Source organism: Sphingomonas sp. ABOLH (genome assembly GCF_003951715.1).
GTDB lineage: Bacteria > Pseudomonadota > Alphaproteobacteria > Sphingomonadales > Sphingomonadaceae > Sphingomonas > Sphingomonas hankookensis_A.
On sequence record NZ_QQWV01000014.1, the window covers coordinates 1 to 25038 of the forward strand.

Annotated in this window: 24 protein-coding genes and 1 pseudogene; 14 read left to right on the plus strand and 11 right to left on the minus strand. The window is 64.9% G+C overall.

Annotated elements, in window-relative coordinates:
• Window positions 1-124 precede the first annotated feature (124 nt).
• Complete coding sequence (locus CA237_RS08815) at window positions 125-850, minus strand: HWE histidine kinase domain-containing protein (protein WP_126013724.1); 726 nt, start codon at window positions 848-850, stop codon at window positions 125-127.
• A 280-nt stretch (window positions 851-1130) separates the two neighbouring features.
• On the opposite strand from CA237_RS08815, the gene CA237_RS08820 reads away from it, so the two are divergent.
• A complete protein-coding gene (locus CA237_RS08820) occupies window positions 1131-2273 on the plus strand; it encodes an ISNCY family transposase (RefSeq protein WP_241215453.1) in 1143 nt (380 codons plus the stop codon).
• A 258-nt stretch (window positions 2274-2531) separates the two neighbouring features.
• Here the strand turns inward: CA237_RS08820 and CA237_RS08825 are convergent, their stop codons facing one another.
• Entirely contained in the window at window positions 2532-2801 is a 270-nt protein-coding gene (locus CA237_RS08825) for a metal-sensing transcriptional repressor (RefSeq protein ID WP_116463005.1), read from the minus strand.
• Between the two features lie 88 nt (window positions 2802-2889).
• Here CA237_RS08825 and CA237_RS08830 point away from each other — a divergent pair, with 88 nt between their 5' ends.
• Genes CA237_RS08830 through CA237_RS08850 form a run of 5 tightly spaced genes read left to right on the plus strand, consistent with a single transcriptional unit; the run spans window position 2890 to window position 10286 of the window.
• Window positions 2890-4215 carry an MFS transporter gene (locus tag CA237_RS08830; protein ID WP_116463006.1) on the plus strand — a complete coding sequence of 442 codons (1326 nt, stop codon included), beginning with the start codon at window positions 2890-2892 and terminating at the stop codon, window positions 4213-4215.
• 47 nt (window positions 4216-4262) lie between these two features.
• Window positions 4263-4598, plus strand: coding sequence for a hypothetical protein (locus tag CA237_RS08835; RefSeq protein ID WP_126013726.1), 336 nt, complete (start codon window positions 4263-4265; stop codon window positions 4596-4598).
• A 53-nt stretch (window positions 4599-4651) separates the two neighbouring features.
• Window positions 4652-5911 (plus strand): TolC family protein, encoded by a 1260-nt coding sequence (locus tag CA237_RS08840; protein ID WP_116463008.1) that lies wholly within the window; start codon window positions 4652-4654, stop codon window positions 5909-5911.
• Window positions 5908-7068 (plus strand): efflux RND transporter periplasmic adaptor subunit, encoded by a 1161-nt coding sequence (locus CA237_RS08845; RefSeq protein ID WP_126013728.1) that lies wholly within the window; start codon window positions 5908-5910, stop codon window positions 7066-7068. Before CA237_RS08840 ends, CA237_RS08845 begins: the two co-directional genes overlap by 4 nt.
• Window positions 7065-10286 carry a CusA/CzcA family heavy metal efflux RND transporter gene (locus CA237_RS08850; protein WP_116463010.1) on the plus strand — a complete coding sequence of 1074 codons (3222 nt, stop codon included), beginning with the start codon at window positions 7065-7067 and terminating at the stop codon, window positions 10284-10286. The genes CA237_RS08845 and CA237_RS08850 overlap by 4 nt, the downstream gene beginning before the upstream one ends.
• Here the strand turns inward: CA237_RS08850 and CA237_RS08855 are convergent.
• Genes CA237_RS08855 through CA237_RS08865 form a run of 3 tightly spaced genes read right to left on the minus strand, consistent with a single transcriptional unit; the run spans window position 10283 to window position 13217 of the window.
• A complete protein-coding gene (locus tag CA237_RS08855) occupies window positions 10283-11002 on the minus strand; it encodes a Fe-Mn family superoxide dismutase (RefSeq protein ID WP_239556174.1) in 720 nt (239 codons plus the stop codon). The genes CA237_RS08850 and CA237_RS08855 overlap by 4 nt on opposite strands.
• A complete protein-coding gene (gene chrA / locus CA237_RS08860; protein WP_126013730.1) occupies window positions 10999-12396 on the minus strand; it encodes a chromate efflux transporter in 1398 nt (465 codons plus the stop codon). Before chrA ends, CA237_RS08855 begins: the two co-directional genes overlap by 4 nt.
• Entirely contained in the window at window positions 12393-13217 is an 825-nt protein-coding gene (locus tag CA237_RS08865; protein WP_126013732.1) for a sulfurtransferase/chromate resistance protein, read from the minus strand. The genes chrA and CA237_RS08865 overlap by 4 nt, the downstream gene beginning before the upstream one ends.
• Before the next feature lie 410 nt (window positions 13218-13627).
• Here CA237_RS08865 and CA237_RS08870 point away from each other — a divergent pair, with 410 nt between their 5' ends.
• The 6 genes and pseudogenes from CA237_RS08870 to CA237_RS08895 form a co-directional block, all read left to right on the plus strand.
• On the plus strand, window positions 13628-14224 hold the full coding sequence (locus tag CA237_RS08870; protein WP_126013734.1) for a recombinase family protein: 597 nt from the start codon (window positions 13628-13630) through the stop codon (window positions 14222-14224).
• A complete protein-coding gene (locus CA237_RS08875; protein WP_126013736.1) occupies window positions 14217-15869 on the plus strand; it encodes a DDE-type integrase/transposase/recombinase in 1653 nt (550 codons plus the stop codon). Before CA237_RS08870 ends, CA237_RS08875 begins: the two co-directional genes overlap by 8 nt.
• Window positions 15869-16846 (plus strand): AAA family ATPase, encoded by a 978-nt coding sequence (locus CA237_RS08880; RefSeq protein WP_126013738.1) that lies wholly within the window; start codon window positions 15869-15871, stop codon window positions 16844-16846. The genes CA237_RS08875 and CA237_RS08880 overlap by 1 nt, the downstream gene beginning before the upstream one ends.
• Window positions 16847-16907: 61 nt before the next feature.
• Window positions 16908-17177 carry an HU family DNA-binding protein gene (locus CA237_RS08885; RefSeq protein ID WP_126013740.1) on the plus strand — a complete coding sequence of 90 codons (270 nt, stop codon included), beginning with the start codon at window positions 16908-16910 and terminating at the stop codon, window positions 17175-17177.
• A 76-nt stretch (window positions 17178-17253) separates the two neighbouring features.
• Complete coding sequence (locus tag CA237_RS08890; protein WP_126013742.1) at window positions 17254-18444, plus strand: hypothetical protein; 1191 nt, start codon at window positions 17254-17256, stop codon at window positions 18442-18444.
• A 184-nt stretch (window positions 18445-18628) separates the two neighbouring features.
• Window positions 18629-19018, plus strand: a pseudogene (locus tag CA237_RS08895) (ISNCY family transposase); the annotation flags it as partial.
• 133 nt (window positions 19019-19151) lie between these two features.
• Here CA237_RS08895 and CA237_RS08900 read toward each other — a convergent pair.
• From CA237_RS08900 to CA237_RS08920, 5 genes are all read right to left on the minus strand, one after another.
• Window positions 19152-19916: a molybdopterin-dependent oxidoreductase gene (locus CA237_RS08900; RefSeq protein WP_066760134.1), complete on the minus strand. Its 765-nt coding sequence runs from the start codon at window positions 19914-19916 to the stop codon at window positions 19152-19154.
• Window positions 19913-20704 (minus strand): cytochrome b/b6 domain-containing protein, encoded by a 792-nt coding sequence (locus CA237_RS08905; protein WP_066760136.1) that lies wholly within the window; start codon window positions 20702-20704, stop codon window positions 19913-19915. Before CA237_RS08905 ends, CA237_RS08900 begins: the two co-directional genes overlap by 4 nt.
• A gap of 259 nt (window positions 20705-20963) precedes the next feature.
• Window positions 20964-21695, minus strand: a complete 732-nt coding sequence (locus CA237_RS08910; protein WP_066760138.1) for a DUF1223 domain-containing protein — start codon at window positions 21693-21695, stop codon at window positions 20964-20966.
• 30 nt (window positions 21696-21725) lie between these two features.
• A complete protein-coding gene (locus CA237_RS08915; protein WP_241215454.1) occupies window positions 21726-22442 on the minus strand; it encodes a cytochrome c biogenesis CcdA family protein in 717 nt (238 codons plus the stop codon).
• A gap of 19 nt (window positions 22443-22461) precedes the next feature.
• On the minus strand, window positions 22462-22857 hold the full coding sequence (locus CA237_RS08920; RefSeq protein ID WP_082731213.1) for a thioredoxin family protein: 396 nt from the start codon (window positions 22855-22857) through the stop codon (window positions 22462-22464).
• Window positions 22858-23122: 265 nt separating this feature from the next.
• Here CA237_RS08920 and CA237_RS08925 point away from each other — a divergent pair, with 265 nt between their 5' ends.
• Window positions 23123-23650 carry a sigma-70 family RNA polymerase sigma factor gene (locus tag CA237_RS08925; protein WP_066760140.1) on the plus strand — a complete coding sequence of 176 codons (528 nt, stop codon included), beginning with the start codon at window positions 23123-23125 and terminating at the stop codon, window positions 23648-23650.
• Window positions 23651-23655: 5 nt separating this feature from the next.
• The gene (locus tag CA237_RS08930) at window positions 23656-24306 is read left to right on the plus strand and encodes a DUF1109 domain-containing protein (RefSeq protein ID WP_066760187.1); all 651 of its coding nucleotides are present in this window, start codon (window positions 23656-23658) and stop codon (window positions 24304-24306) included.
• Between the two features lie 9 nt (window positions 24307-24315).
• Here the strand turns inward: CA237_RS08930 and CA237_RS08935 are convergent, their stop codons facing one another.
• Complete coding sequence (locus CA237_RS08935) at window positions 24316-24777, minus strand: DUF417 family protein (protein WP_066760141.1); 462 nt, start codon at window positions 24775-24777, stop codon at window positions 24316-24318.
• Window positions 24778-25038 lie beyond the last annotated feature (261 nt).

Genomic DNA, 25038 nt, shown 5'->3' on the forward strand with positions numbered 1-25038 from the left:
CCCGCCTCGGCCTCCTTCAGGATGCCAATGATCTGCTCTTCCGAAAACTGCTTCCGCTTCATTCCGTCCGTCCCTTCGAGGGGCCGGTCTCTAGTTCCAGATGGATGAAGAAACGGGGGTCACGTCAGTGAACGTGCAGCTCGTGAAGCGCCAGGCCAAGCGTCACCGCGGCGCCAGGACCGACCAGCACTGATGGACCAGTTACCTTGCAGCGCTTGTCACCGACAACGTTCATGAGGCGAGACACAAGGACCTGCAGATCCGTAGAATGCGATTGCGGCTGCAGGAGAAGATCGCCGATGCTGCTCAGCATCGCAGTCCGCGCGGCGAGATCCCGAGCCTTGTCGATCAAGGGTCGATCCTCGTCGAGAACTTGATTTGTTATCGCGGAGACGATCGCAAGGAGGTTGCGCAACTGGTGACGTGCGGTACTCGCGGAGACGTAATCAACGGATTGGGATAGGGCGACAGATGGCAAGCCCAAAGCCGGCGCCACTTGCGCAAGATCACCGCTGATCCGTACCTCGGAGCCGTCAACCAGCGACACAGTGGTCGTGGCCTCGACCCCCCGAACCTGCACGATAGCTTCAGGGTTGATCACGAGACGGGACCCGTCCGAAGCGACCAACTCACGAGAATGAGCATCAACCCTAAAAAGAGCTGAGCCGCTGGCACCGGCGCTCACGTCCTGTGTTAGCACTTGATCGCCGACACGATCGGCTTCGGCATGGTCCAGCGCTTCCGCCAGCTTGCAGGCAAACAGGCTTGATCCGTTTCCGTTATCGTCCAAAACATTCAGCGCTTGACGCGCCAGTGCAATTGACGTGAGTTCCGTCTCTCGATTGTTCATGCGGCTTAGCCCAGGACCACGCCAGCAGTGCGCTGTTCGCTCAAATTGGTGCTACCGCACAAGCATGTAGCGTGCAATCTGATGGGAACGGCGTCGCGATCTGTTCACTCATTGGCGCGCTCAGAGAAAACCTCATTTTACATAAGATATATTATCGAACAAAACAGGTGTAAGCGCCAGATACAAATGACACCGTCCTGCTAGATAGAAACGGCACTGCCGGTGCTTTCAGTGGGTCGCCGGTGTCATAGCCTTCCTCGGCAACGAGGACGCGCATGGTATGACGGTGCTGACGATGAGTGCTGCTGAGATCACCCGGTTCGACACGCTGATGCGGCTCGACCGCGGCGAGATCCGGATCCCGGACGCGATGGAGCTTCTTGGCCTCCAGCGGCGGCAAATCTACCGGCTGCTCGATCGCCTTCGACAGGAAGGCGCTGCTGGACTCGTGTCGCGCAAGCGCGGACGCCCGAGCAACCGCCGCTACAGCGACGCCTTTCGCGCCGAGGTCGTCGCTCTCGTGCGGGAAAACTATGCCGACTTCGGGCCGACGCTCGCGCGCGAATACCTTGCGGAGCGGCACGGCTTGGGCCTCTCGTGTGAGACGTTGCGTCAGATCATGATGGAGGCGGGCCTTTGGAAAGACCGCGCGGCCAGGCGCCCGCGCCCCTACCAACCCCGCTATCGGCGCGACTGTCGCGGCGAACTGGTCCAGGTCGACGGCTCGAAACACTGGTGGTTCGAGGACCGCGGCCCGCAATGCACGCTGCTGGTGTTCATCGACGACGCGACGAGCGAGCTGATGCACCTCGAGATGGTCGAGAGCGAAAGCACCTTTTCCTACATGCGCGCGACGCGGACGTACCTCGAGCGGCACGGCAAGCCGGTCGCCTTCTACACGGACAAGCACAGCGCGTTCCGCAACAACACAGCCTCGGCGAACGGCGACGGGATGACCCATCTCGGGCGGGCACTGGACCGGCTGAACATCGATCTGATCTGCGCGAACTCGCCGCAAGCGAAGGGGCGCGTCGAGCGGGCCAACGCGACGCTGCAGGACCGGCTCGTCAAGGCGATGCGGCTCCACCGCATCAACACCATCGACGAAGCCAACGCCTTCCTCCCCTCCTATATGGCGCAACACAACCAGCGGTTCGCCAAGGCGCCGTTCGACCCGCGCGATCTGCACCGACCGCTGGCCATCCACGAGAACCTTGAAGCCGAGATGGTCTGGCGCGAGCAGCGCACCGTCACCGGCGCCCTCACCCTGCACTACAACAAGGCCATGTTCATCCTGGAGCCGACCCCGGTCGCTCAGGGGCTAGCTGTAGCGGCTCGCAAACATAGCGGCGTCTGCTCGCCATCGGAGCGATTTTGTGCTCACGCTCTCTGCCACTGGCGGGCGGCATCGTGCTCAAATTAGCTGCCAGCGTGCTCGCCATCATCGGGCGCTGCTCGCAATCGGAGATGGCTGCTCACATTATCCGCTCCGGGCGGATGCCAAAGGCGGGTTCATTTCACGGGCCGGATCGTCCCATTTCTCCGTCTCCAACCGGCCATTTCGGGAATGAGCAATCGGGAACATATTTTGGGAAAACGGCTATTCCCCTGCCGTCCGGCGCGCCTTGCGACCGTCAGCCGTCTCCCTGAACCTTCCCAATCGGGAAAGCGGAGTGCCGCGTCACCAGTATTTCGAAATCGCCCGAAACTGCTCGACCGCAACCTTCGTCCCTTCACCTTCCTCGGCATGAACGAGGCAGTGGTCAATATGGTCGTTGATGAGCGCGCGCTTGGCGCTGGCAATCGCGCTTTCGACGGCCTGGAGCTGCTGGGCGATGTCGACGCATGGCCGCTCTTCCTCGATCATCCCGACGATGCTGCGCAGATGACCCGCTGCGCGGTTCAGGCGCTTGATGATCGCCGGGTGGCTGGAGTGCGCGTTATGAGACATGCCCTCAATGTAGGATGCCGGCACCGATGTTGTCGAGTATCCCCCCAGGGGGATAGACGGCATCCCCCTAGGGGGATATGAGGCGTCCATGCTCAGCGTCCTGGCAAACCGGACTTACCGTCATCTGTTTCTCGCCCAGATCATCGCATTGATCGGGACGGGACTTGCGACCGTTGCGCTGGGACTGCTGGCTTATGACATCGCTGGTGGCAGCGCCGGGGCCGTGCTGGGCACGGCGCTCGCGATCAAGATGGTCGCCTATATCGGCGTCGCCCCGATCGCCGGAGCGTTCGCCAACCGCGTACCCCGGCGGGCGTTGCTTGTCAGCATGGATGCGATCCGCGCGGCCGTGGCGATCTGCCTGCCGTTCGTGAACCAGGTCTGGCAGGTCTATGTCCTGATCTTCGTCCTGCAATCGGCGTCGGCCGCGTTCACGCCGACGTTTCAGGCGACCATCGCGGACGTTTTGCCGGATGAGCGTGACTATACCCGCGCCCTGTCGCTGTCGCGTCTCGCCTATGACATGGAGAGCCTGACCAGCCCCATCCTTGCGGCCGGCCTGCTGACGGTGATGAGCTATCACTGGTTGTTCTCGGGCACGGCGATCGGCTTCATCGCTTCGGCGCTGCTCGTCGTCTCGACGGTCCTGCCCCGGCCCGCACCAGTCGAGGATCAGGGCGGCATTTACGACAAAACGACGCGGGGAACGCGCATCTACCTCAGGACGCCGCGCCTGCGCGGACTGCTGGCCCTGACGCTCAGCGCCGCTGCCGCGAGCGCGATGGTCATCGTCAACACCGTCGTCATCGTGAAGGGCCTGGGCCTGAGCCAGCGCGATGTCGCACTGACGCTCGCCGCCTTCGGAGGCGGCTCGATCACCGCGGCGCTGACCCTGCCGCGGGTATTGGACAGGATCGCCGATCGCACGGTGATGATCGTCGCCGCTGCCGTGCTGACGATCACGCTCGCGGCGCTCGCCGCGATCAGCGCGACGATGACGCCGGGCGCTGCCTATTGGCACGTCCTGCTGGCGGGCTGGCTGGTCATGGGCGTCGCCTACTCCGCAAGCCTCACGCCGTCCGGACGACTTCTTCGCCGATCGGCCAATGCCGAGGACCGGCCCGCCCTGTTCGCGGCGCAGTTCGCACTCAGCCATGTGTGCTGGCTGATCTGCTATCCGCTCGTCGGACAGTTGGGCGCTCGCGTCAGCATGAGCGCGGCCTTCGTCGGCATGGCGGCGCTGTCCGCGATCGGCGTCGTCGCGGCGCTTCGCCTATGGCCGGCGCATGATCCGGACGTCATTCCGCATGACCATGCCGATCTACCCGCCGACGATCCCCACCACGCAGAGCACGCCAAGGGCGATCATGCTTTCGTGATCGATCGCCGTCATCCGAAGTGGCCGAACCGGTGATGCGCTTGTCCGTTACAGGCGGTCAGCGTAGTTTCGGCAGAATGCCTATGCGTCATCCTCGATCCGCGCTGCTGGGCGCCGTGCTGGCGCTCGTCGCCATGCTCGGCCTGATCGGCCTGTCGGGGTGGCACAATGCGATCGTCCATGACGACGATGCGATCCATGCGTCAGTGATCGAGCATAGCCACGATACGCCCGAGAAATCCGATCCCGATGCACCGATCCATGTGTTGGCGCACGCGACAGGGCATTGGGTAGCGTTTGACGGGGCGCTCCCGTCCGAGCGGATGATCCTCGTTGCCGACCGGCAATGGATGATCGGCACCGCTCGTCTGCCCGGAGGGATCGACCCCGCAGAGTTTCTTCGACCTCCACGAGCCTGAGCCGGCACCGGCGCCAACCGCGCCACCAAGCTCACCTTTGCAGGAAGAAGATCATGAACGGCCCCAGTCGCCGGCAGCGCAGGCTTGCGCTGGCCGGTATGCTCGTAATGCTGTGCCCCATCGGCACGGCCGGTGCGCAGACGGCACCACCCTTCGCCCAGCTCCTGCGTCAGGCGCAGACGGCTCCGCGCGTGACCGCCCTCGATGCGGACGTGGCCCGCGCGCAAGGCCTTGCCGAACAGGCGCGCGCGCGGCCCAATCCCTTCATCAACGTCTACGCCGAGAACTTCGCCGGCGACTTGCAGAACAACGCGCGCAATCAGCAGCAGACCACCTTCCAGATCGATCAGCCGATTGAGCTGGGGGGCAAGCGTTCCGCCCGGATCGCGGCCGGGGAGGCGGGCATCGCCGCGGCGCAAGCACGGAACCGCGATGGCCGTCTGCTCTTCGCCACTGAACTGGCGCGCGCCTATGCGAGTGCCGAGGTAGCGGAACGCCGGATCGCGCTCGCCGAGGACGAGGTGGAGGAGGCGACCGCCGACCTGAAGGTCGCTCGCGCCCTTGTCGGTGCCGGCAAGGAAGCACGGTTGCGCCAGCTTCAGGCGGAAACCGAACTCGCGACCCTCGAAGCCGATCTTGAAGTCGCGCGTGCCCAGAAGACAGCGGCGCTCGCGCGGCTTTCAGGCTTGGCAGGTTCCCCGACGACGTTCACCGGGGTTGGGGAATCCCTGCTCGATCGGATGAACGCGCGACCGTCGAGCGGACCGGTCGATCCGATGCAGGCAACGACGGTCAAGGTCGCGGAAGCGGAACGGGAGGCAGCTGCAAGAGCCGTTACGGTACAGCAACGGCTTGCTGTTCCCAACATCACGGCGCAGCTTGGCGTTCGCCAGCTTCGCGTCGCCAGCGGCCCCGCCGTCGTCGCCGGGGTATCGGTGCCGCTGCCGTTCTTCGATCGCAACCGGGGCAATATCGATGCAGCCCGTGCCGATCTTCAGGGAGCCGAAGCCCGCGCCGCAGCGGCGCGGCTCGAAGCGGAGACCGGCGCGCGGGCCGCTTTCGTCCTCGTGCAGGCCGCCGATACGCGCGCGGTAGCCGCACAGCGAACGATGCGGACCGCCGAGGAGGCGTATCGCCTTGCACGTATCGCCTATGAGGCGGGCAAGGCACCGCTGATCGAACTGCTTGCCGCCCGTCACAATCTCGGCGCCGCCCGAGGCGTCATCCTCGACGCCGACATCGCGCGTCTCGACGCCCGCGCCAACCTTGCCCGCCTGTCGGGCCTCAGCATCACCGGAGAAGCGGTCCAATGACCGGAAAACATCGTCTCTATGCCGGGGCCGCCATCGGGCTGGTCGCGGCTGCCGCGCTCGGTTTCGGCGTCGCACGCCTCACCCAGGCACCTGTTCCGACACCGGCCCCGACAGAAGCCGCCACACCGGCAGCGTCGAACGACAGGCTGGTCATCACGCCGCAAGCTATTGCGACGTCGCAGATCACCGTCGCCCCTGCCGCTTCAGGCGAGCTGGATGCTGCTGTCATCGCCTCCGCGACGGTTGAGGCCACACCGGACGCGGAAGCGTTGCTGACGGCCCGCGCACCGGGGACGATCACGCGCATCTTCTCGCGGATCGGCGATCCTGTCCGGGCAGGCCAGACACTCGCCCTGGTCGAAAGCCGGGACGCCTCGCAGATCGCGGCCGACCGTTCATCGGCATCGGCGCGCGTGACGCTCGCCCAGCGCCAGCTCGCGCGCGAACGGACCTTGCTCGCACAGGGCGTCAGTCCCCGTGCCGACTACGAGGCCGCACGGGCCAACCTCGCGGTGGCTCAGGCCGACGCGCGCCGTGCCAGCGCCGCGGCAGGCGCCGCGCGTGTTACCGGCGACGGACGCTCCGTGGCGATCATCAGCCCGATCGCCGGCCGTGTGACTGCTGCTGCTGCCAATCTCGGCCAGTATGTCGCGGCGGAAACCGAGCTGTTCCGGGTCGCCGATCCGCGTCGATTCCAGATCATCGCCAACGTGCCCCCGGCCGATGCCATGCGGGTCCGCACCGGCGATCGGGTCGAGCTGAGCACCAGTGATGGCCGCACCATTGAAGGCCGGGTCCGTGCCGCAACAGGCGTCGTTGATCCGCAGTCGCGCACCGCGACGATCGTGGTGACGCCGACCGCCGGCACCAGCACGCTCGCACCCGGACAGCTCGTCCAGGCGCGCATCCTGGCCAGCGGCGGTGCGACCAAGGGCGGCGTCATGGTCCCACAGGATGCCGTGCAGACGCTGGGCGATAGGACGGTGGTGTTTGTCCGGACGCCGCAGGGGTTCAAGGCGCAGCCTATCCGCATTGCCAACCGCTCTGGCGGCATGGTCGCCGTTGCCGAAGGTATTAGCGCGGGCACGCAGATCGCCACGACCAACGCCTTCCTCATCAAGGCCGAACTCGAAAAGAACGTGGGAGGCGAGGAATGATCGAGCGCATCCTTTCGACATCGGTTCGCCTCCGATGGCTGGTCGCGTTCCTGACCCTCGTCGTCGTCGCGTTCGGGGCATGGCAGATCACCAAGCTGCCGATCGACGCGGTGCCAGACGTCACCAACCGTCAGGTGCAGATCAGCACCTTCGTCCCCTCGCTCGGCCCGGTCGATGTCGAAAAGCAGGTGACGTTCCCCGTCGAGACGGCATTGGCGGGCATCCCCGGGCTGGAGATGACGCGCTCCTTCTCGCGCAACGGCTTCAGCCAGGTGACGGCGGTCTTCACCGACGCGACCAGCATCTACTTCGCGAGGGCGCAGGTCACGGAACGGCTCGCCCAGGCGAAGGACAGCCTGCCGGCAGGCGTGCAACCCAACCTCGCGCCGCTCAGCACCGGCCTCGGCGAGATCTTCTTCTACTCGATCGCCTTCCGTCACCCGGACGGCAAGGGCGTGAAGACGGTCGATGGTCAGCCGGGCTGGCAGTCGGACGGCAGCTATCTGACGCCGGAGGGCGAGCGGCTGACCACCGAACTCGCCAAGGCTGCCTATCTGCGCACGGTGCAGGACTGGATCATCCGGCCGCAGATGCGCAACGTGAAGGGCGTTGCCGGGGTCGATTCCAATGGCGGTTATGTCAAACAGTATCTGATCGAACCCAACCTCAATGCGCTCGCCTCCTACGGCATCTCGATCACCGAGCTGGCCGATGCGATGGAGCGGGCGAACGTCTCGGCAGGCTCGAACTATGTGCGCCGCGCCGGCGAGAGCTTTCTGGTTCGCGCCGATGCCCGCCTGAAGTCGATCGAGGACATCCAGGAGGCGGTCGTCGCCACCCGCAACGGCGTGCCCGTGCGGGTCAAGGACGTCGGGCAAGTGATGATCGGTGGTGCGGTCCGCACCGGGTCGGGCAGCCGCATGGGATCGGAGGCGGTCATCTCGACCGTGCTGATGCTGGTAGGCGAGAACAGCCGCATCGTCGCGACCGCGGTCGGAGAGAAGCTGGAACAGGTCAACCGGACGCTGCCGCCCGATGTATTCGCCGAACCCGTCTATAACCGCTCGAAGCTGGTCAACGCGACGATCGCGACGGTCGAGAAAAACCTGATCGAGGGCGCGTTGCTCGTCATCGTCGTCCTGTTCCTGTTGCTCGGCAACGTCCGCGCCGCGCTCATCACCGCCGCGGTCATTCCGATCACGATGCTGATGACGGCATCGGGCATGAATGCGCTGGGCGTATCCGGCAATCTGATGAGCCTGGGCGCGCTCGACTTCGGCCTGATCGTCGACGGGGCGGTCATCATCGTCGAGAATGCGCTGCGCCACCTCGCCGAGCGCCAGCACGCCGAGAACCGCCTGCTGACGCTGGACGAGCGCCTTGAGACGACCGCCGCATCGGCGAAGGAGATGATCCGGCCGACCGTCTTCGGCCAGCTTATCATCTTCCTCGTCTTCGTCCCGCTGCTCACGTTCCAGGGCGTCGAGGGAAAGACGTTCTCGCCGATGGCGACGACGCTGATGATCGCGCTGGCCTGCGCCTTCGTCCTGTCGCTGACCTTCGTGCCGGCGATGATCGTGATCCTTATCAAGGGCCGGGTCAGCGAAACGGAGGTGAAGCCGATCCGCTGGTTCAAGGAGCGGTATGCGCCGCTGCTGGGCAAGGCGATCGCCCGACCGTTGCCCTTCATCACGGCCGGTGCCGGCGTGTTCGTCGCGGCGGTGTTCTGCTTCGGCTTCCTCGGCGAGGAGTTCATGCCGCAGCTCGACGAGAAGGACATCACCGTCACCAACTTCCGCGTGCCCTCGGCCTCGATCGACCAGTCGACGCAGATGCAGATGCGGATCGAGGATGCGTTGAAGACGCTGCCGGAGGTGGCGCTGGTCTTCTCCAAGAACGGCAACGCCGACCTCGGCACCGATCCCATGCCGCCCAACTCGTCGGACACCTATGTCATTCCCAAGCCGGAAAGCGAATGGCCGGCGGAGGTAAAGACCAAGGAGGATATCATCGCCCGCATCGAGGAGCGGATGAAGGGGGTCATCGGCAACCGGACCGAAATCCAGCAGCCGATCCAGATGCGCTTCAACGAGCTGATCGCCGGCGTCCGCGCCGACGTGGCGATCAAGCTCTATGGCGACGACCTCGATGCAATGACCGCACAGGCCCAGAAGATCGCCAATGCGGTGCGCACCATCCCGGGCGCGGGCGACGTCAGCGTCGAGCAGACGGACGGCGCCCCCACCTTCGACGTGCAGATCGACCGCCAGGCTGCCGGACGGCTTGGCCTCTCGGTCGAGGAGGTGGCGAACACCGTCTCGGCCGCGCTGGGCGGCCGGGAAGCCGGGCTGTTATTCGAGGGCGATCGGCGCTTCTCGGTGGTGGTGCGCCTGCCCGACGCGCAGCGTGACGACATCGATACGCTGGGCGCGATCCCGGTCATGCTGCCGACGCCCGAGGGACAGACCGCGCGCTCGATCCCGCTGCGCGAGGTGGCGCGGTTCAATTATACGCAAGGGTTGAATCAGATCAGCCGCGAGAACGGCAAGCGCATGATGACCGTTCAGGTCAATGTGCGTGGACGCGACCTTGGCGGCTTCGTCAAGGAAGCCGAAGCCCGCATTGATGCGATGCCGCTTCCTGCCGGCATGTATACCGGTTGGGGCGGCACCTTCGAGAGTCTGCAATCGGCGCGGCTTCGCCTGATGCTGGTGGTGCCGATCTGCTTCTTGGCGATCTATGCGCTGCTCTACATGGCGCTTGGCGGCTTCATCCCCGCGCTGATCGTCTTCTCCGCGGTGCCGATGGCGCTCGCGGGCGGCGTCTTCGCCCTGCTGCTGCGCGGCATTCCCTTCTCGATCACTGCCGCAGTCGGGTTCATCGCGTTGTCGGGCGTCGCGGTCCTCAACGGCCTCGTCATGATGGGCGCGATCCGCAAGCACCGCGAGGAAGGCGAGGACGATGATCGGGCTATCGCCGATGGTGCGATGGAGCGGGTTCGTCCGGTTCTGATGACGGCGCTGGTTGCGTCGCTCGGCTTCGTACCGATGGCGCTCGCCACCGGCACGGGTGCGGAGGTGCAGCGCCCGCTCGCCACGGTCGTCATCGGCGGCCTCATCACGTCGACCGCGCTGACGCTGCTGGTGCTGCCGGCGATCACCGCATGGGCGTCGCGTTTTCAGCGACGCCGCAAGGTGGCCGAACCAGTCCTTGCCTAGATCGGTGCCGCCAGTCGCTCGAACCGGCGACTGGCAGCATCCCAGCTCAGCACCTTCATGTACGTATCAACGTAATCGCCGGCCTTCGCGCCATAGTCGATCGCATAGGCGTGTTCGTACATGTCGAGCGCCAGAAGCGGCGTTCCCCCTGCCAGCGTCATCGTATGATCGGCAGCCCATTGGTTCGTCAGACGCCCGTCCCGTTCGCTCCAGGTGAGCAATACCCATCCCGACCCGGCAGCCAGCGCCTTGCCCATGCCGGTAAACTCGGCCGCCCAGCGCGCATGGCTGCCGAAGTCGCGTTCGATCGCCTGCGAAAGCCGTGCGCCCGGCCGCGAAGCACCGCCCAAGCCCGCGAAATAGATTTCGTGCAGGATCATCGAGTTCCAGGCGATCAGCTCCTCACGCTTCAGCCCGTTGAGCGTGAAGCCCGGTGCCGTCATCGGGTCGAGCCTGGCAAACTCGGCCTTGATCGCTCCGAGGCGCTTGACCGCACCAATATAGTTGTTGTCGTGGTGGCTGGTCAGCAGCTTGGCGGACAGCCCGGGAAGCGTTGCTGCATCGAACGGTAGCGGCCGGGGCGTGAAGGCTGGCGCCGGGTTGGCAGGAGCTTGTGCGGCCACAGGCCCGCCCAACGAGGCGGCACCCGCTGCGATCCCCAGACCCAGCGCCGCACGACGATCGATCGCATCCATCGACTTCTCTCCGCTATTCATCGGATTACCCCAAGCCCATAAAGCGCCAGCCCCACAGCCGACGTCGCCAGCAGGGTCGTGATGACCCCCGCCCGCGTCATGAAGATCGCGTAGGCTGCGCCCAGCGAGAGGACGAAGGCGGCCGGATCGATGCTGGTCAGCACCGGCGCATCGAAGCGGAACGGCCCTGCTGCCACCATCGTCGTTTCGCGAAACAGCGTATGCAGCGCGAACCACACCGCGAGGTTGAGTACGACGCCCACGACCGCCGCGGTGATCGCCGACAGCGCGCCCGCGACGGCAGCGTTACCGCGCAGTCGCTCGATGAAGGGCGCACCGAGGAAGATCCACAGGAAACACGGCACGAACGTTACCCAGGTCGCGAGCAGCCCGCCGAGCGTCCCAGCCAACAGCGGGGACAGCCCGGTGGACCCGCGATAGGCGCCGAGGAAGCCGACGAATTGCAGGACCATGATGAGCGGCCCAGGCGTCGTCTCCGCAATGCCAAGACCGTCCAGCATCTCCTTCGGCCCCAGCCAGCCATAATTCTCGACCGCCTGCTGCGCGACATAGGCGAGGACGGCATAGGCCCCGCCGAACGTCACCATCGCCATCGTCGAGAAGAAGGTCGCGATGCGGCTGAACACGTCATCGGGACCGAGCGCGATCAACAGCGCCGCGACCGGCACGAGCCAGAGAGCCAGCCAGACCAGCGCTGTGCGGACCGTCTCAGCCCATGTCGGCCGGGCATGGGCGGGCAGCTCTTCGCCGAGTAGTGTATCCGCGTCGGCTACGATCGTGCCCTTGGACGCGCCGTGCCCTCCGCCCCTGAAGGCCGTGCTGCCTTGCCGGGTCGACCACCATCCGATGAGGCCGGCACCCAGCACGATCAGCGGAAACGGCGCGCCGGCGAAGAAGATCAGGACGAACGCCAGCGCGGCAAGCGCCCTTGCCGGCGTCGACTTGAGCGCCCGTCCGCCGATCCGCACGACCGCCTGAAGCACGACGGCCAATACCGCGCACTTGAGGCCGAAGAACAGCGCCGAGACGATACCGACGCGACCGTAGAGGACATAGACCCAGCTCAGCGCCATGATCGCGACCGCGCCGGGAATAACGAACAGCACGCCGGCGACGATGCCGCCCTTCGTCCGGTGCATCAGCCAGCCGATGTATGTGGCGAGCTGTTGCGCCTCTGGCCCTGGCAGCAACATGCAATAGTTGAGGGCGTGCAGGAACCGCTGCTCCCCGATCCAGCGTTTTTCGTCGACGAGGATGCGGTGCATTACCGCGATCTGTCCGGCAGGACCGCCGAACGAGAGCATCGCGATGCGCAGCCAGACCCAGAAGGCCTGGCCGAGCGTGACCGGTTCCGGGCGCGTCGGCGTCGCGACGTCGGCTGTCACCGCGGTCATGACGACACCTTCCCGCGCGCCGGCTGATGCGAGGACCAGTTGTGCTTCTCGCCCTGCGCGTCACGGCACCAGCGATAGAGCGCATCGTATACCGCCATGCCGGCTTCGAGCTGGGCGTGATCGTCACTGTGGATACGCGACAGGCCAAGCGAGATGGCGAGCAGTCCAGCAGCCTCGGGCACAAGGTCGAGCCGATCGGTATCGGCGCCCCGCACGATCGTCGCGAGGCGGACCAGCGGTTCGTGCGCGTCGAGGCCGAAGGCCTCGACCATGATGTCGAAGGTGCAACGCTCGCCGCGATGGCTCCAGAATACGCCTTCGTCCGCGACGTCGAACGGCTCGGCCTGTTGTTGCTTGGCGACGGTCAGCACGTCACCGGGCGCGACGAACAAGAAGCGGGCCTGCGGATCGACGAACCGTCGGATCAGCCAGGGACAGGCGATGCGATCGACCTTGGGCCGCGCTCGTGTGACCCACCATGTTTGGCCATCGTCATGTCGTGGCGGCAGATGGACCAGGGAAACGGTAGGCAACCCGCTTGCCGCCCATGCGGCGAACCCGCCGTCCAAGACTTCGGCCGCTACACCCTCGCTGCGAAGAATGGCGGCCGCTGCAACTGCCAGACCACTACCATCGGTGTCGATGAGGACCGCTGATGACCCGGAGGCATATCCCCATTGGGTCGGATCAAGGAGAACTGGAAACAGTGATCCCGGAATGGCTTCTGTCGGTCCGTCGCGCAGATCGATGATACGCGGCGCGCTGGGCGATGCGACAAGGCGGGCAAGTTTGTCCGGTGTTATAGCGTTTGGAGCAGGCATGACGCGTCCCTTGCGTGTTCGTGCTGGACGCGATTCTCTGGCTGACGCCTCGTGGGGAGATCGCCATCCCCATACGCTTAATCAGCCATGCTCACCGTGCGATGTCAATCACCGTCGCCACTGTCCCAATTCTCGTAGCCGACGAGTTTCGAGAAGCGATTTCGATTCCCGCAATTCGATCCCAAACGGGACGATCGCTGCAAGCGCGATCCGACTGGAACGGTCGTAAACGTATATCGGTGCCCGTTCTATGCGCTCACGCTGTTCGCAAAAACCTTCCTTTCTGACGATCCTGCTGGCAGGCCGGCTCGGCGACGCATTCCGGCGGTCCGCCATTTGTCAAAACTGTTCTGGAAACCTGCTTCGCAAAACGCTATGCCGATAACGGGTTTGGAGAAGATCGAGCGGTCATGCGGGTCGGGTATGCCAGGGTTAGCACCAGCGACCAGAACCCCGACCTGCAACTGGACGCATTGCGCCGCGCCGGTTGCGAACGGGTCTTCACCGAAAACGCGTCGGGTGCTCGCGACGACCGTCCCGAACTCGCCCGCATCTTCGGCGAGGTGCTGCGTGCCGGCGACACGCTCGTGGTGTGGAAGCTCGACCGCCTCGCCCGCTCGCTGAAGAAACTGATCGCTACGGCTGAGGAGCTGGAGCGCGAGAAGATCGGGCTGGTGTCGCTGACCGAGAATATCGACACCACCACGCCGGGCGGCATGCTCACCTTCCACGTCTTCGGCGCCATCGCCCAGTTCGAGCGCGCCTTGATCCGCGAGCGTACCACCGCAGGGCTGATCGAGGCGCGCAGACAGGGCCGCAAGGGTGGCCGTCCGCCTTCGATGCGTCCGGCCGATGTGACCGCCGCGCGCGCCATGATGACGGAGGGGTCGCTGCCGGTGCGCGATATTGCCCGACGCATGGGTGTGTCGGTTGCCACGCTGTATCGCTATGCCGGCAAGCGCGGGCGCGCCGCTGCTGCGAAGGAAGCCGTCGCGGCACATGGCTGACGCGCGGAAGCGACCGCCCGGTGAGGCATTGGTCGAGCTTCGCCGACGGCTGTCGCTGTTGTCCCCGCGTGATCCGAACCGCACCGAGATCGTTGCCCGCGCCGCACAGGCTTACGGCATCTCAGTCTGGACGATGTACCGCGCGTTGCGCGAATTCAACCGGCCCAAATCCGTGCGGCGCAGCGATCATGGCGCGACACGTGTCGCGCCGCAGCCGCAGATGGAGCGCTATGCCGAGATCGTCGCGGCGCTGAAAATTCGTACCACCAACGGCAAGGGGCGGCGCGTGTCTACGGCCCGCGCGATCCAGTTACTGGAAGGCGACGGCGTCGAAACCCCCGATGGCCTCGTGAAGGTCGAGCCGGGCCTGTTGAAGCGGGCGACCATAGATCGGCTGCTGCGTGCGTCGGGGCTGGACCATGCCCGGGTGACCTGTCCCGGTGCCGCGGTACGCTTTCAGGCACGACGCTCGAACGAGTTATGGCACTTCGACATGAGCCCGTCCGACCTCAAGCAGGTGGAGGCGCCGCTGTGGATCGAGGAAGGGCGCGGTCGACCGACGCTGATGCTGTTCTCGGCGGTGGATGACTGTTCCGGTGTGGTCTACCAGGAATATCGCGGCGTCTACGGCGAAGACGCGGAATCGGCGCTCCGCTTCCTGTTCAATGCGTTCGCCGCCAAGCCCGAACCCGAGCTGCCGTTCCAGGGCCTGCCGGTCACGATCTACATGGACAACGGTCCGGTCAGCCGGTCGAGCGTCTTCCAGTCGGTGATGGGCAGTCTCGGTATCCGTGTCCTGACGCACCTCCCGCCCAAAAAAGAAGACCGTCACACCGCCGCGCGTGCCAAGGGCAAGGTCGAGCGGCCCTTCCGCACCATCAAGGAGGTGCACGAGACGCTCTACCACTTCCACAAGCCCAAGGATGAGGAAGAAGCGAACCTGTGGCTGCGCCGCGCGCTGGTCACCTACAACAATGCCGACCATCGCTCCGAACCGCATGCCCGCATCGAGCACTGGTTGCGTCATCTGCCCTCCGAAGGCGTCCGGGCGATGTGTTCATGGGAGCGGTTCTGCGCCTTCGCGCGCCAGCCCGAGCGTCGTACCGTCGCCGGCGATGCGACCGTGTCGGTCGAGGGCACGACCTACGAGGTCGAGCCACATCTCGCCGGCGAGACGGTGACGCTGCTGTGGGGGCTGTTCGACCAGGCGCTGTTCGTCGAGCATGACGGCAAACGCTTCGGCCCGTTCGAACCATCGCGCGGCGCAGTGCCGCTCTACCGCTACCGCAAGTACCAGAAGAGCCGGGCGGAAGAACGGCTCGACAAGGTGGTGCGGCTCGCCGACCAGCTCGGCCTGCCGCGTGCCGCGATCACGGGTGGCGACCGGCCCTTGCCGTCGCTGCCGCCCACCACCTCAGGGCTTCCCGTGCGGCGCACGCCCTTTCCGGAGCCCGTCGTCGAGACGGCCCATGCCACTGGCCTGGCCGCCCGTCAGGCGATCGTCGAGCAGCTCCGGGTTCCGCTCGGCTCGTTGCCCGAGGAGGATCGTGCCTTCATCGATGCGTTGCTCGGCGAGACGCTCGACAAGGCCGTCATCGCCGATCGCATTCGCGACCGGTTCCTGTCACGACGAAGGACCAGTTGATGCTCGCCGACGTGCAATCCAGCTACGGCCTCGCCCGCCCGTTCCAGGGCGCGGGCAATTTCGAGACCGAGCATCAGCGCGTCATCGTTCGCGAGGTATGCGCAGCGGTGCAGACCGGACGGCTGATCGTCGTCTCCGGGCTGGTCGGTTCGGGAAAGACCCACCTGCTGCGCCGGATCGAGGACGAACTGGCCCGCGCCGGCAAGGTCGCGGTCGCCAAGTCGCTGGCGGTGGACAAGCGACGTACATCGCTCACCTCGTTGATCGAGGCGTTGTTCTACGACCTTTCGTCCGGCGAACGCGCACAAGTAAAGATCCCCAAACAGGCCGAGCGGCGCGAGCGTGATCTTCGCGACCTGATGCGCAAGGGCAAGCGCCCGATCGTGCTGGTGGTCGACGAGGCACACGACCTACACCACAAGACGCTGACCGGCCTCAAGCGGCTCATGGAGGTGGTGGCCGATGCCGGCGTGCTGCTGTCGGTCCTGCTCGTCGGCCATCCCCGGTTGCGCAATGACCTGCGTCGCCCACAGATGGAGGAGATCGGCTACCGCACCACGACCTTCGACTATGAGGGGATCACATCGGCGCGCCGGGAATATGTCACTTGGCTGCTCGACGCCTGCGCGGCGGATGGCGTCAAGGCGGCCGACCTGATGGATGACGACGCGATCGACCTCATCGCCGAGCGCCTGCGGACCCCGCTCCAGATCGAAATGCATCTGACGCTCGCCTTCGAGCAGGGCTTCCGGTTGGGCGCAAAGCCGGTGACCGTCGAGATCGTCGAGCAGGTGCTGTCGCGCGCGATCGACGATCTCGAGCCGACGTTGACCCGCAACGGCTACGATGCCGCCACGCTCACCGCCCAGCTCGGCGCCCGACCCTCAGATGTACGGGCCCTGCTCGCCGGCACGCTCGATCCCGAACACACCCGGGACCTCACCGAGCAACTGCGCGCGGCCGGTGTCCCGGTATAGGTGCGCCTGTACCAAGCACGGCCAAGGCCCCGTTCAATTCCAGCAAGGAGTATGGAAGACCATGAATATCGGTGAGCTTGCAAAGGGCGTCGCGGCTGCGACGGGATCGACAGAGGCCAATGCGAAGGCCGCGATCGCCGCGGTGTTCGACCAGATCGCCGACGCGGCCGCCAAGGGCGACGAGGTGTCGATCACTGGTTTCGGCAAGTTCGCCGTCAAGGATCGGCCCGAACGGCAAGGCCGCAACCCGGCTACCGGAGAGGCGATGACGATCGCGGCATCAAAGAAGGTGTCCTTTACCGCCGCCAAGGCGCTGAAAGACAGACTCTGACACCGACAGGAACAGCGGACTCTTGATCCCGCTGTTCCTGCTTCCGCCTGCCGGCCCGTGACATCAGGGGGTGACCGTGAATCGTCTCTGCTTCGCCTTGCCGTTGCTGCTCTTCGCCTGTTCCGGTTCCCGCCCGCGCAACGCCGAGGCACAATCCGTCCCGACCCCGGCTGCCGCCATTCCGAAGGGAGCCACGCTCGATGCATCGGGCTTTGCCACGATCCTGTCGGCACCTCCGGTGCCCTACTCCGATACGCCGCCCCCGCCCGATCAGAACCAGCGCTTCGACGATCCGGCAGCCATAGAGAGGATGAACCCGGACCAGGCCGCCTCGGCTGCCGCGATGGCGCTCGACCGGCGGATCGCGAAAGCCGATCCCGACAATTACGTCGGTGTCCGGATCGTGCGCGATCCCGAACCGCGCTTTGCGTTTCAATTCAGACGCGACGCTGCGGCCCTGCTGTCGCGCTACACCCGCGATCCGCGCTTCACGGCGGTGGATGGTGGCGTGCCTGCCAGAGAGCTTCAGCCGATCTTCGACGATTGGTGGAAGCGGTTCGAGCCGTACCGGCTCGTCGGGGGTGGCTCTATTGAGCAGTTCGATGGCGTCGTTGGTTTCGACATGAACGTAGACGAGGCGGAGTATCGGAAGGTGGCTGCCGCACAGGGCTGGTCCCTGCCTGACAGGCTGAAGCTTCGCTTCAGACCGCCGGCAAACCCGCGATCGATCCAACCCGATTTGGCGCGCTTCGTTCGCCTCGTACCGCGCGAGGACAGGTCACCCGCCATCATCCATACCGCCGCAATCTTCGGCCGCGTCATCCTCAGGAACGGCTGCTTTCGCGTTCTCCAGCCAGACACGTCCGGAGAGCCGCTGGTGATCTTCGATCGTGATGCCGAAATAGCACTCGATCGCGACGGTTACATGGTGGTCCGCGATCCTCGCGCCGTCGATCGCGTCACGCGCATCGGTGACCGGATGGTGTGGTCGGGGCCTCTCGGCGTCGATGAACGCAGCGTCGGCGTGCAACAGCTACGAACCCGGTGCGGCGCCGGCCCCATCGTCAGCGTCGGTGTACCGCAGAGCAGTCAGCAGTTCCGTGTTCGTGCCTGGGCGATCGATAATCTGGCACGACGCCGCGGCATATCCCGGCAGGCGGCATGGAATGCGATGCGGGCATGCTGGTCACGGGAAGATGCTCGCGACCGTAATCGGACCTCGGCACAGACTGCATTCGAAGATTGCGACGATCCGGTCGTACGTTGAACAGCGGTTGTGTCACCCACTGGCAGATAATGTGAGCCGGCGATTATGATTGCGAGCAGCGACGGATGTTGGCGAGCACGTTGGCAGATAGCGTGAGCAGATCGCTGCGCATGTTGTCAGTTAATTCGAGCAGGAAACCGCTCCGTTTGCGAGCAATGCCCGCTACGATGGCAAGCGCCTACAGCTAGCGCGCAAGAAGGTGGATGTGTGCGAATACCCGGACGGCCGCCTCGAGATCCAGCACGAGGGCGAGGTCCTGCCTTATCGCGTCTTCGACAAGATGCGCCGCGTGAACCAGGCACCGGTGGTCGACAACAAGCACCTCGACGCGGCGCTGGCGCTCGCCCATGCCATCCAGCAGGTGCAGCCGCACCACGCGAAGCGCAACAACAACGAACCGGCGCGTACCGCTCAGCCCGGCGGGGTGTTCAAGGCCCCCTCGCCCGTACCACCCGGGCCGAAGCTGGACCGCCGCAAACTTGGCAATCAGCGCCTGAAGCGAGGCCCCCGCCTCTCCAACGACGAACTCGTCGCGCGCGGCTTGGGCGAGTATGTCCGCCAACAGACGGGATAACTGCATGGCGCCCCTGCCAGCGTCTCACAAAGGATGGTGAAACGGGAATGTCAGCTTTCGCTGGCGGAATGTCGGACACGTTCAACGTCCAAACCACCGCCAGCATAGAAATTTATCGTGTGATCGCGATCTCTCAGAGTCCTGCGTACCACTCATATCCTGCAGCATCCTCCCAATACCCACCCTTGCCGCCATAGATGCCGGCAAGGCTTGGGACCGCCTCGATCCGCTGGACATATTTCGCGTGTTTATAGCCGAGCTGCCGCTCTACCCTGAGACGTAACGGCGCGCCGTTCTGGACCGGAAGCAGCTGGTCGTTGATCCCCCAAGCCAGGATCGTCTGCGGATGAACGGCGTCGATCCGGTCGATCGATTCATAGTACATGGTCCCGTTGGTCTGTGGGTCGGCACAATGAAACACGATAAAACGGGCTTGCGGACTGACACCTGCGCGATCCAGCAACAGCTTTAGGGGCACACCGTGCCATTTCGCGATCGCGCTCCAGCCCTCCACGCAGTCATGACGTGTGATCTGGGTTCGGGTCGGCATCGCCCTGATCTGGTCGAGCGAAAAGGCTTGCGGGTTAGCGACAGCGCCGTCGACCACCAGCCGCCAATCGTTGAAGTTGACGGCAAGATGCCGTGCATAATCGGTTCCGCCCGGCATCCGGGTGCCATTCGCTCGAAAAACGGGCGAGCGCTGCGAAGGAGCGAACTCCTCAGCTAGCGCCGTCCGGTCCTGCAATAGCCTCTGAAAGGCATAGTTGCCCCGCTCGCCGGATGCGAGGAGCGCGCGAAATTGCTCATTTTGCCCTAGACGGTCGCAGCCTGAGAGTATCGTGCCGGCGCCGGCTGCAAGGCTGCCGACAAGAGCGCGGCGTGTGAGAATCGTTGTCATTGCGTGTCCAAGGTCCGCTTGAGCTTGGCGATATGTTTGTCGGGATCGGGTGGCACTCGGAACCAGCCGGTCAACATCGAACGGACCTCGTTGATCGGACCCGCCAGTAGCACCAAAGTCAGGTGAACGACGATGAACGCAGCTATGATACCAGCGCAAATGAAATGCAGAGAGCGGGCCGACGAGCGACCGCCCAAAAGATCGAGCGGCCAGTGCATGACTGCGTTGAATCCGGGAGACAAGCTCAGCCCGGTCAGGATCAGCAGCGGGATAACGACGAATACGATCGAAATATACGCGATCTTCTGTAGGACGTTATACCGGAGCGCTTCTTGACCAGTGGGGAATTTTAGGCGCGCATGATCCTTCACGTCTTGCCAGAGGTGGGAAGGAGCAAGTTCGCTGCGCCGTAGCGTCAGGTCACGCTGGATGTGCCGGTTGACCAGACTGATGACCAGATGAGCAAGCAGGCCAAACGCGAGAATCCAAGCGAAGAACAGATGCCAGTGGCGAGCAAGCGCCAGATTGTATGTTGAGGGGATTGTTGCCCAGCCCGGAAAGCGCGGCGGAGACCACCACGGCTGATCGAAATTCGCGCCATACTCACCCCAATAAAGGTGCGGGTGGGCGTTCGAGATCATCAACCCGCTCATTAGCAGGACGATGATCGCCACCGCATTGGTCCAATGCCAAAGCCTTGTCGGCAATCGATGCCGGTACACCAGTTCGCCGCCGTGCTCTGCACGCTCGCGGGTCTCGGTGGCTGAAGTCGATAGCGGCTCGATCATCTGCAGCCTCCTCGGTACCGCACACCATCGGCTTCGTGCCGATAGTCGCGAGGGTTTTGTAACCCGGGGCCTGCATCCGGGTGGTCTGCCCAAGCGCCGGTCCGGCGTGTCGAGCGCATGGAGTGGAAAATTCCCATCATCATAATCCCAACTTCGATCGCTGACCGGCCGGAGTTACACGGCCGATGAAATATCGTCGGCCGATGTGCAGCCTCGCTAACTCGGCCGATCCCCAGCCGCGGACGGCACCGCCAACGGCTTACAGCTTGCGCGCTGCGGTGATCGGCCCGCCCGTACCCTGCTGCACCAGAACGGCGGAGCTCAGCCCGCGGGGTGCGCTGGGCAGCGGCAACTCCGTCACCGCGCCGGACCAATTGCCCAGCTTTACCAATTCCCGCACGATATTGCGGTGGGGGAGCGTCCGCCCCCCATTCTCTCCGGCGCGGATCGGCACCTCGACCGTCCGCGGATCGTAGCGGACCAGCCAGATCGTCGATGGAACGTCTTTGCCGGCAGCCAGAGTCAGGGCTCCATTGCGCACCGATATGGCAGGACCGCCACGCGCAGGGCCGGCGCGCTGTATAGCCGCTTCGAGCTGGGCACGATTGCTGCCAACGATAGTGGGCCCGCCGTTGATGATCACCTGCGGTGTCGCCACCTGTGGGCGACCAGCGGCACGCGCATAGTCCCATTGCCGCGCGGTCCAGGCGGGGGAGCCGAAAGTGTCCTTCCAGCCGAGCCGATCCCAGTAGGTCACGGCGAAGGATAAGGCGAGCACGCCCGGCGCATCCGCAATGGCGTTCACGTTGGCGTTGGCAGGCGGGCAGGACGAGCAGCCTTGGCTTTGGAACAGTTCGACCACCACAGGCGCGGCGGGCGTCCCGACGACGAGTGGTTTGACCGGGCGGGGCTGTGCGGCAGCTCCGGCGGGCGCCTGCCCGCAGCCGGCCAGCGCTAACAGGGACAGCAGGGAGAGGATGTTGTGCGTCATGCAGAGTGCCTCGGTGGGAGAGTACGAATGTTAAAAGGCGGTCGACCATTCGGTTACCCGGTCGGGCAGATGATCGAGTAGGAAGGCTTCGAGTTGGCGATCCACCCCTGTCAGGATGAAAATGCCGACGATTAACAGCAGTCCTCCAAGCACGATCTTGCCGCGACCGCCCGCTGCCATCATCCGCCCCCGCCAGCGGGCGAGCGCGCCGCGAGCGGCAAAGGCGATGACCAGCAGCACGGTGGAGATACCTAGTCCGAAGGCCGCCATCACCAGCGCTACTTCGCCCAGATCCTTCCCTTCCGCCGCCAGCGCCACCGCCGCGCCGAGCGTGGGGCCGACACAGGGTGCCCAGACGATGCCGAGCAATGCCCCGATCAGCGCTTGACCCCACAACCCGGCGCGGTCGTCGAGTGCGCTTTGCTGTCGGCTCGCCCAGGCTGCGGCAGGCGTGGCGATCCGTGAAAGCCCGTCCTGAAGGCGAGGTATCAGCAGGACGATGCCCACCAGGCACAGGATGATCGCGCCGGCGTTCCGGACGACAAGCGTATCGATCCCGAGCGCCTGCCCGAACGCGGCGACGACGAAGCCGGTCGCGGTGAACGCCAGCACCAGTCCCGCCGCAAGTGCCACGGGCGCGAAGCGGTGACGCTGCGCCGCCGACGACAGGACGATCGGTACCAGCGGCAGCACGCACGGCGACAGGATGGTGAGCGCGCCCGCCACATAGGCGAGCGCGGGGTTCAACGCCGAGGCCATTAGAGGATCAGGCCAGCGCGCCGCGGATCACCGCGGATACCTTGGCATCGTTGGTCTCGTGAGCGATGCGGCCGGTTTCGCGCTTGCCGCGAAAGCCGATCAGGGTCGACTGCATCGTCGCGCCGAACTTCTGCCAAAGCGGCTTCTGCGTGTCATAGTCGATCCGGAAGACCTGCATGTCGCGATAGGCGGGTTCGGCGATGACACGCTCGATCGTCTTTGCCTGCTGACGGCATACCGGGCACCACGGGGCATGGACCCAGACAAGGATCGGCTTGCCCGCCTTCTGCGCTGCATCGAACGCGGCCTGATTGAACGGTTTGACGGTCGGTGCCGCATGGGCGGGCGCCGCGATCGTGATGGGCGCGGCGATGACGGCGACGGACAGAAACATGGAACGCATCGGTGACCTCCCTTGATGGTTCCTGTCACTACGGGACAACCAGGAAGCCGGTTACACGGCACATGAATGAAAAGATGCCGTTGTAACCAAACGCCGCGCTCCCGCGTAGTCCGTGCACCGGCGCGTTGGAGGGTAGGACTGCATGGACGACGAACAGGTGCCGGTGACGAACGCTGGTCGTTCCGGACTATGCTTGGACGCTATGCCCCTTGATCATTCGCAATATCCCGCTCGATACTGATCGACGCGGCGTTGCGGGGTGTAGATGGGGCAAAGCGAAGATCAGCTCAAGGCATTGATGATCGGGGGGCTGGATGGCGACGCTGCCGCTCACGCTGCGCTACTGCGCGCGCTCGTCCCGCTGCTGGAACGTTTTTATCGCCGGCGGCTCGCCGGCAGCAACGAAGTGGATGACCTGGTGCAGGAAACCTTGATCGCCGTGCATGGCCGCCGGGCGACCTGGGATCGCGGCCGCCCCTTCACGGCGTGGCTCTATGCCATCGCACGCTATCGCATGATCGATCACCTGCGCCGACAGCGCCGGCACATCCCGATCGAGGACGTGGAGGCAATGCTGGTGACGGAGGGTTTCGAAGCATCCGCGAATGCCCGGATCGATGTCGCCCGTCTGCTGGGCACGCTGCCGCCCAAGCAGTCGCGAGCCATTCGGGACACGCATATCGACGGACAAAGCATCGCGGAGGCCGCTACCCGAGCCGGGATCGGGGAGTCCGACGTCAAGATTTCCGTGCATCGCGGCCTTCGTGCGCTCGCCGCCCGGCTGAAAGGGTGACGGCAATGAGCACTGAGAGCACCGAACAGTTGATCCGACAGCTCAGCCGCGACGTAGCGCGTGTGCCGCCTAACGCCGTCGCGCGGCGCATCGCCATCGGGATCGCGACCGGATGCGTCCTTGCGGCTCTCTACATGGGCGCCACGATCGGCGTTCGCCCCGATCTGGATGCGGCGATGCAAGGATCGTCCTTCTGGATCAAGGCCGCCTACACCCTGTCGATCGCGATGGTGGCGATGTCCACGGCGGTGAAGCTGGCTCGTCCGGACGCGAGCGTCCCGCGCGGCCTATGGCTGCTGGCGGTGCCGGCGCTCCTCCTGGCAGGCGTCGGGGTGGTCGAACTCGCCTCGACGCCCTCTGGCGACTGGCTGGCGATGTGGCTGGGCCAAAGCTGGCGGAGCTGTCCGTGGCACGTCCTGACCCTGTCGATCCCGATCTTCGCCGGATTGCTGTGGTCGTTCCGGCGTCTCGCGCCGACACACTTCAGGGCCGCCGGTGCTGCAGCGGGACTGAGCGCCGGGGGATGGGCGGCGACGATCTACTGCCTTCACTGCCCCGAGGTATCGGCCATCTTCGTGCTTACCTGGTACACACTAGGAATTGCCCTCGCCGCCAGCGTAGGAGCGCTGATGGGTCCAAGGCTCCTGCGCTGGTGACCGCGTGCGTCAGTCGCCGCGCGGCATTCGGCGTTGTCCGTCGACCGCGAGTGCGTAACAGGCTGCCAGCAGCACGGCGTCCTTCATCAGGAACTGGCCGGTCGACCCGAGAAACGGAGCGCCGTATCCCGCCTGCCAGAACGCGGGCGCACCCAATGAGAAGCTGAGCGTGACGCAAAAGGTGAATACGCCCATCGCACCGCCGGCGAGGCTTGCGAACGGATAGCGAGCGCCGAGCGCGATCATTGCTCCTGTCAGCAACTCGATAGTACCGATGACGTTGCTTGCGCCACGCTCGCCCCAGATCGGATACATCCAGCTAAAGAGCGGATAGTGGCTTGCGATCTTTGCCACGCCCTCGGCCTCATATGCCGCGAACTTGGCGATGCCGAATAATGCGAAAACGATGACGATCGACCATCGCAACGCAGCGATGGTGGTGGCGTCGTTCGGAACGTAGCTAGTCGTCATAAATCTCCCCTTTGGGAGCGCTTACGAAGCGGGACGGAGATGGGTTACAACGCCTCCCCAGCCAAGGCTCGCCCCCGACATTCCCGATTGGGAAGGTTCAGGGAGACGGCTGACGGTCGCAAGGCGCGCCGGACGGCAGGGGAATAGCCGTTTTCCCAAAATATGTTCCCGATTGCTCATTCCCGAAATGGCCGGTTGGAGACGGAGAAATGGGACGATCCGGCCCGTGAAATGAACCCGCCTTTGGCATCCGCCCGGAGC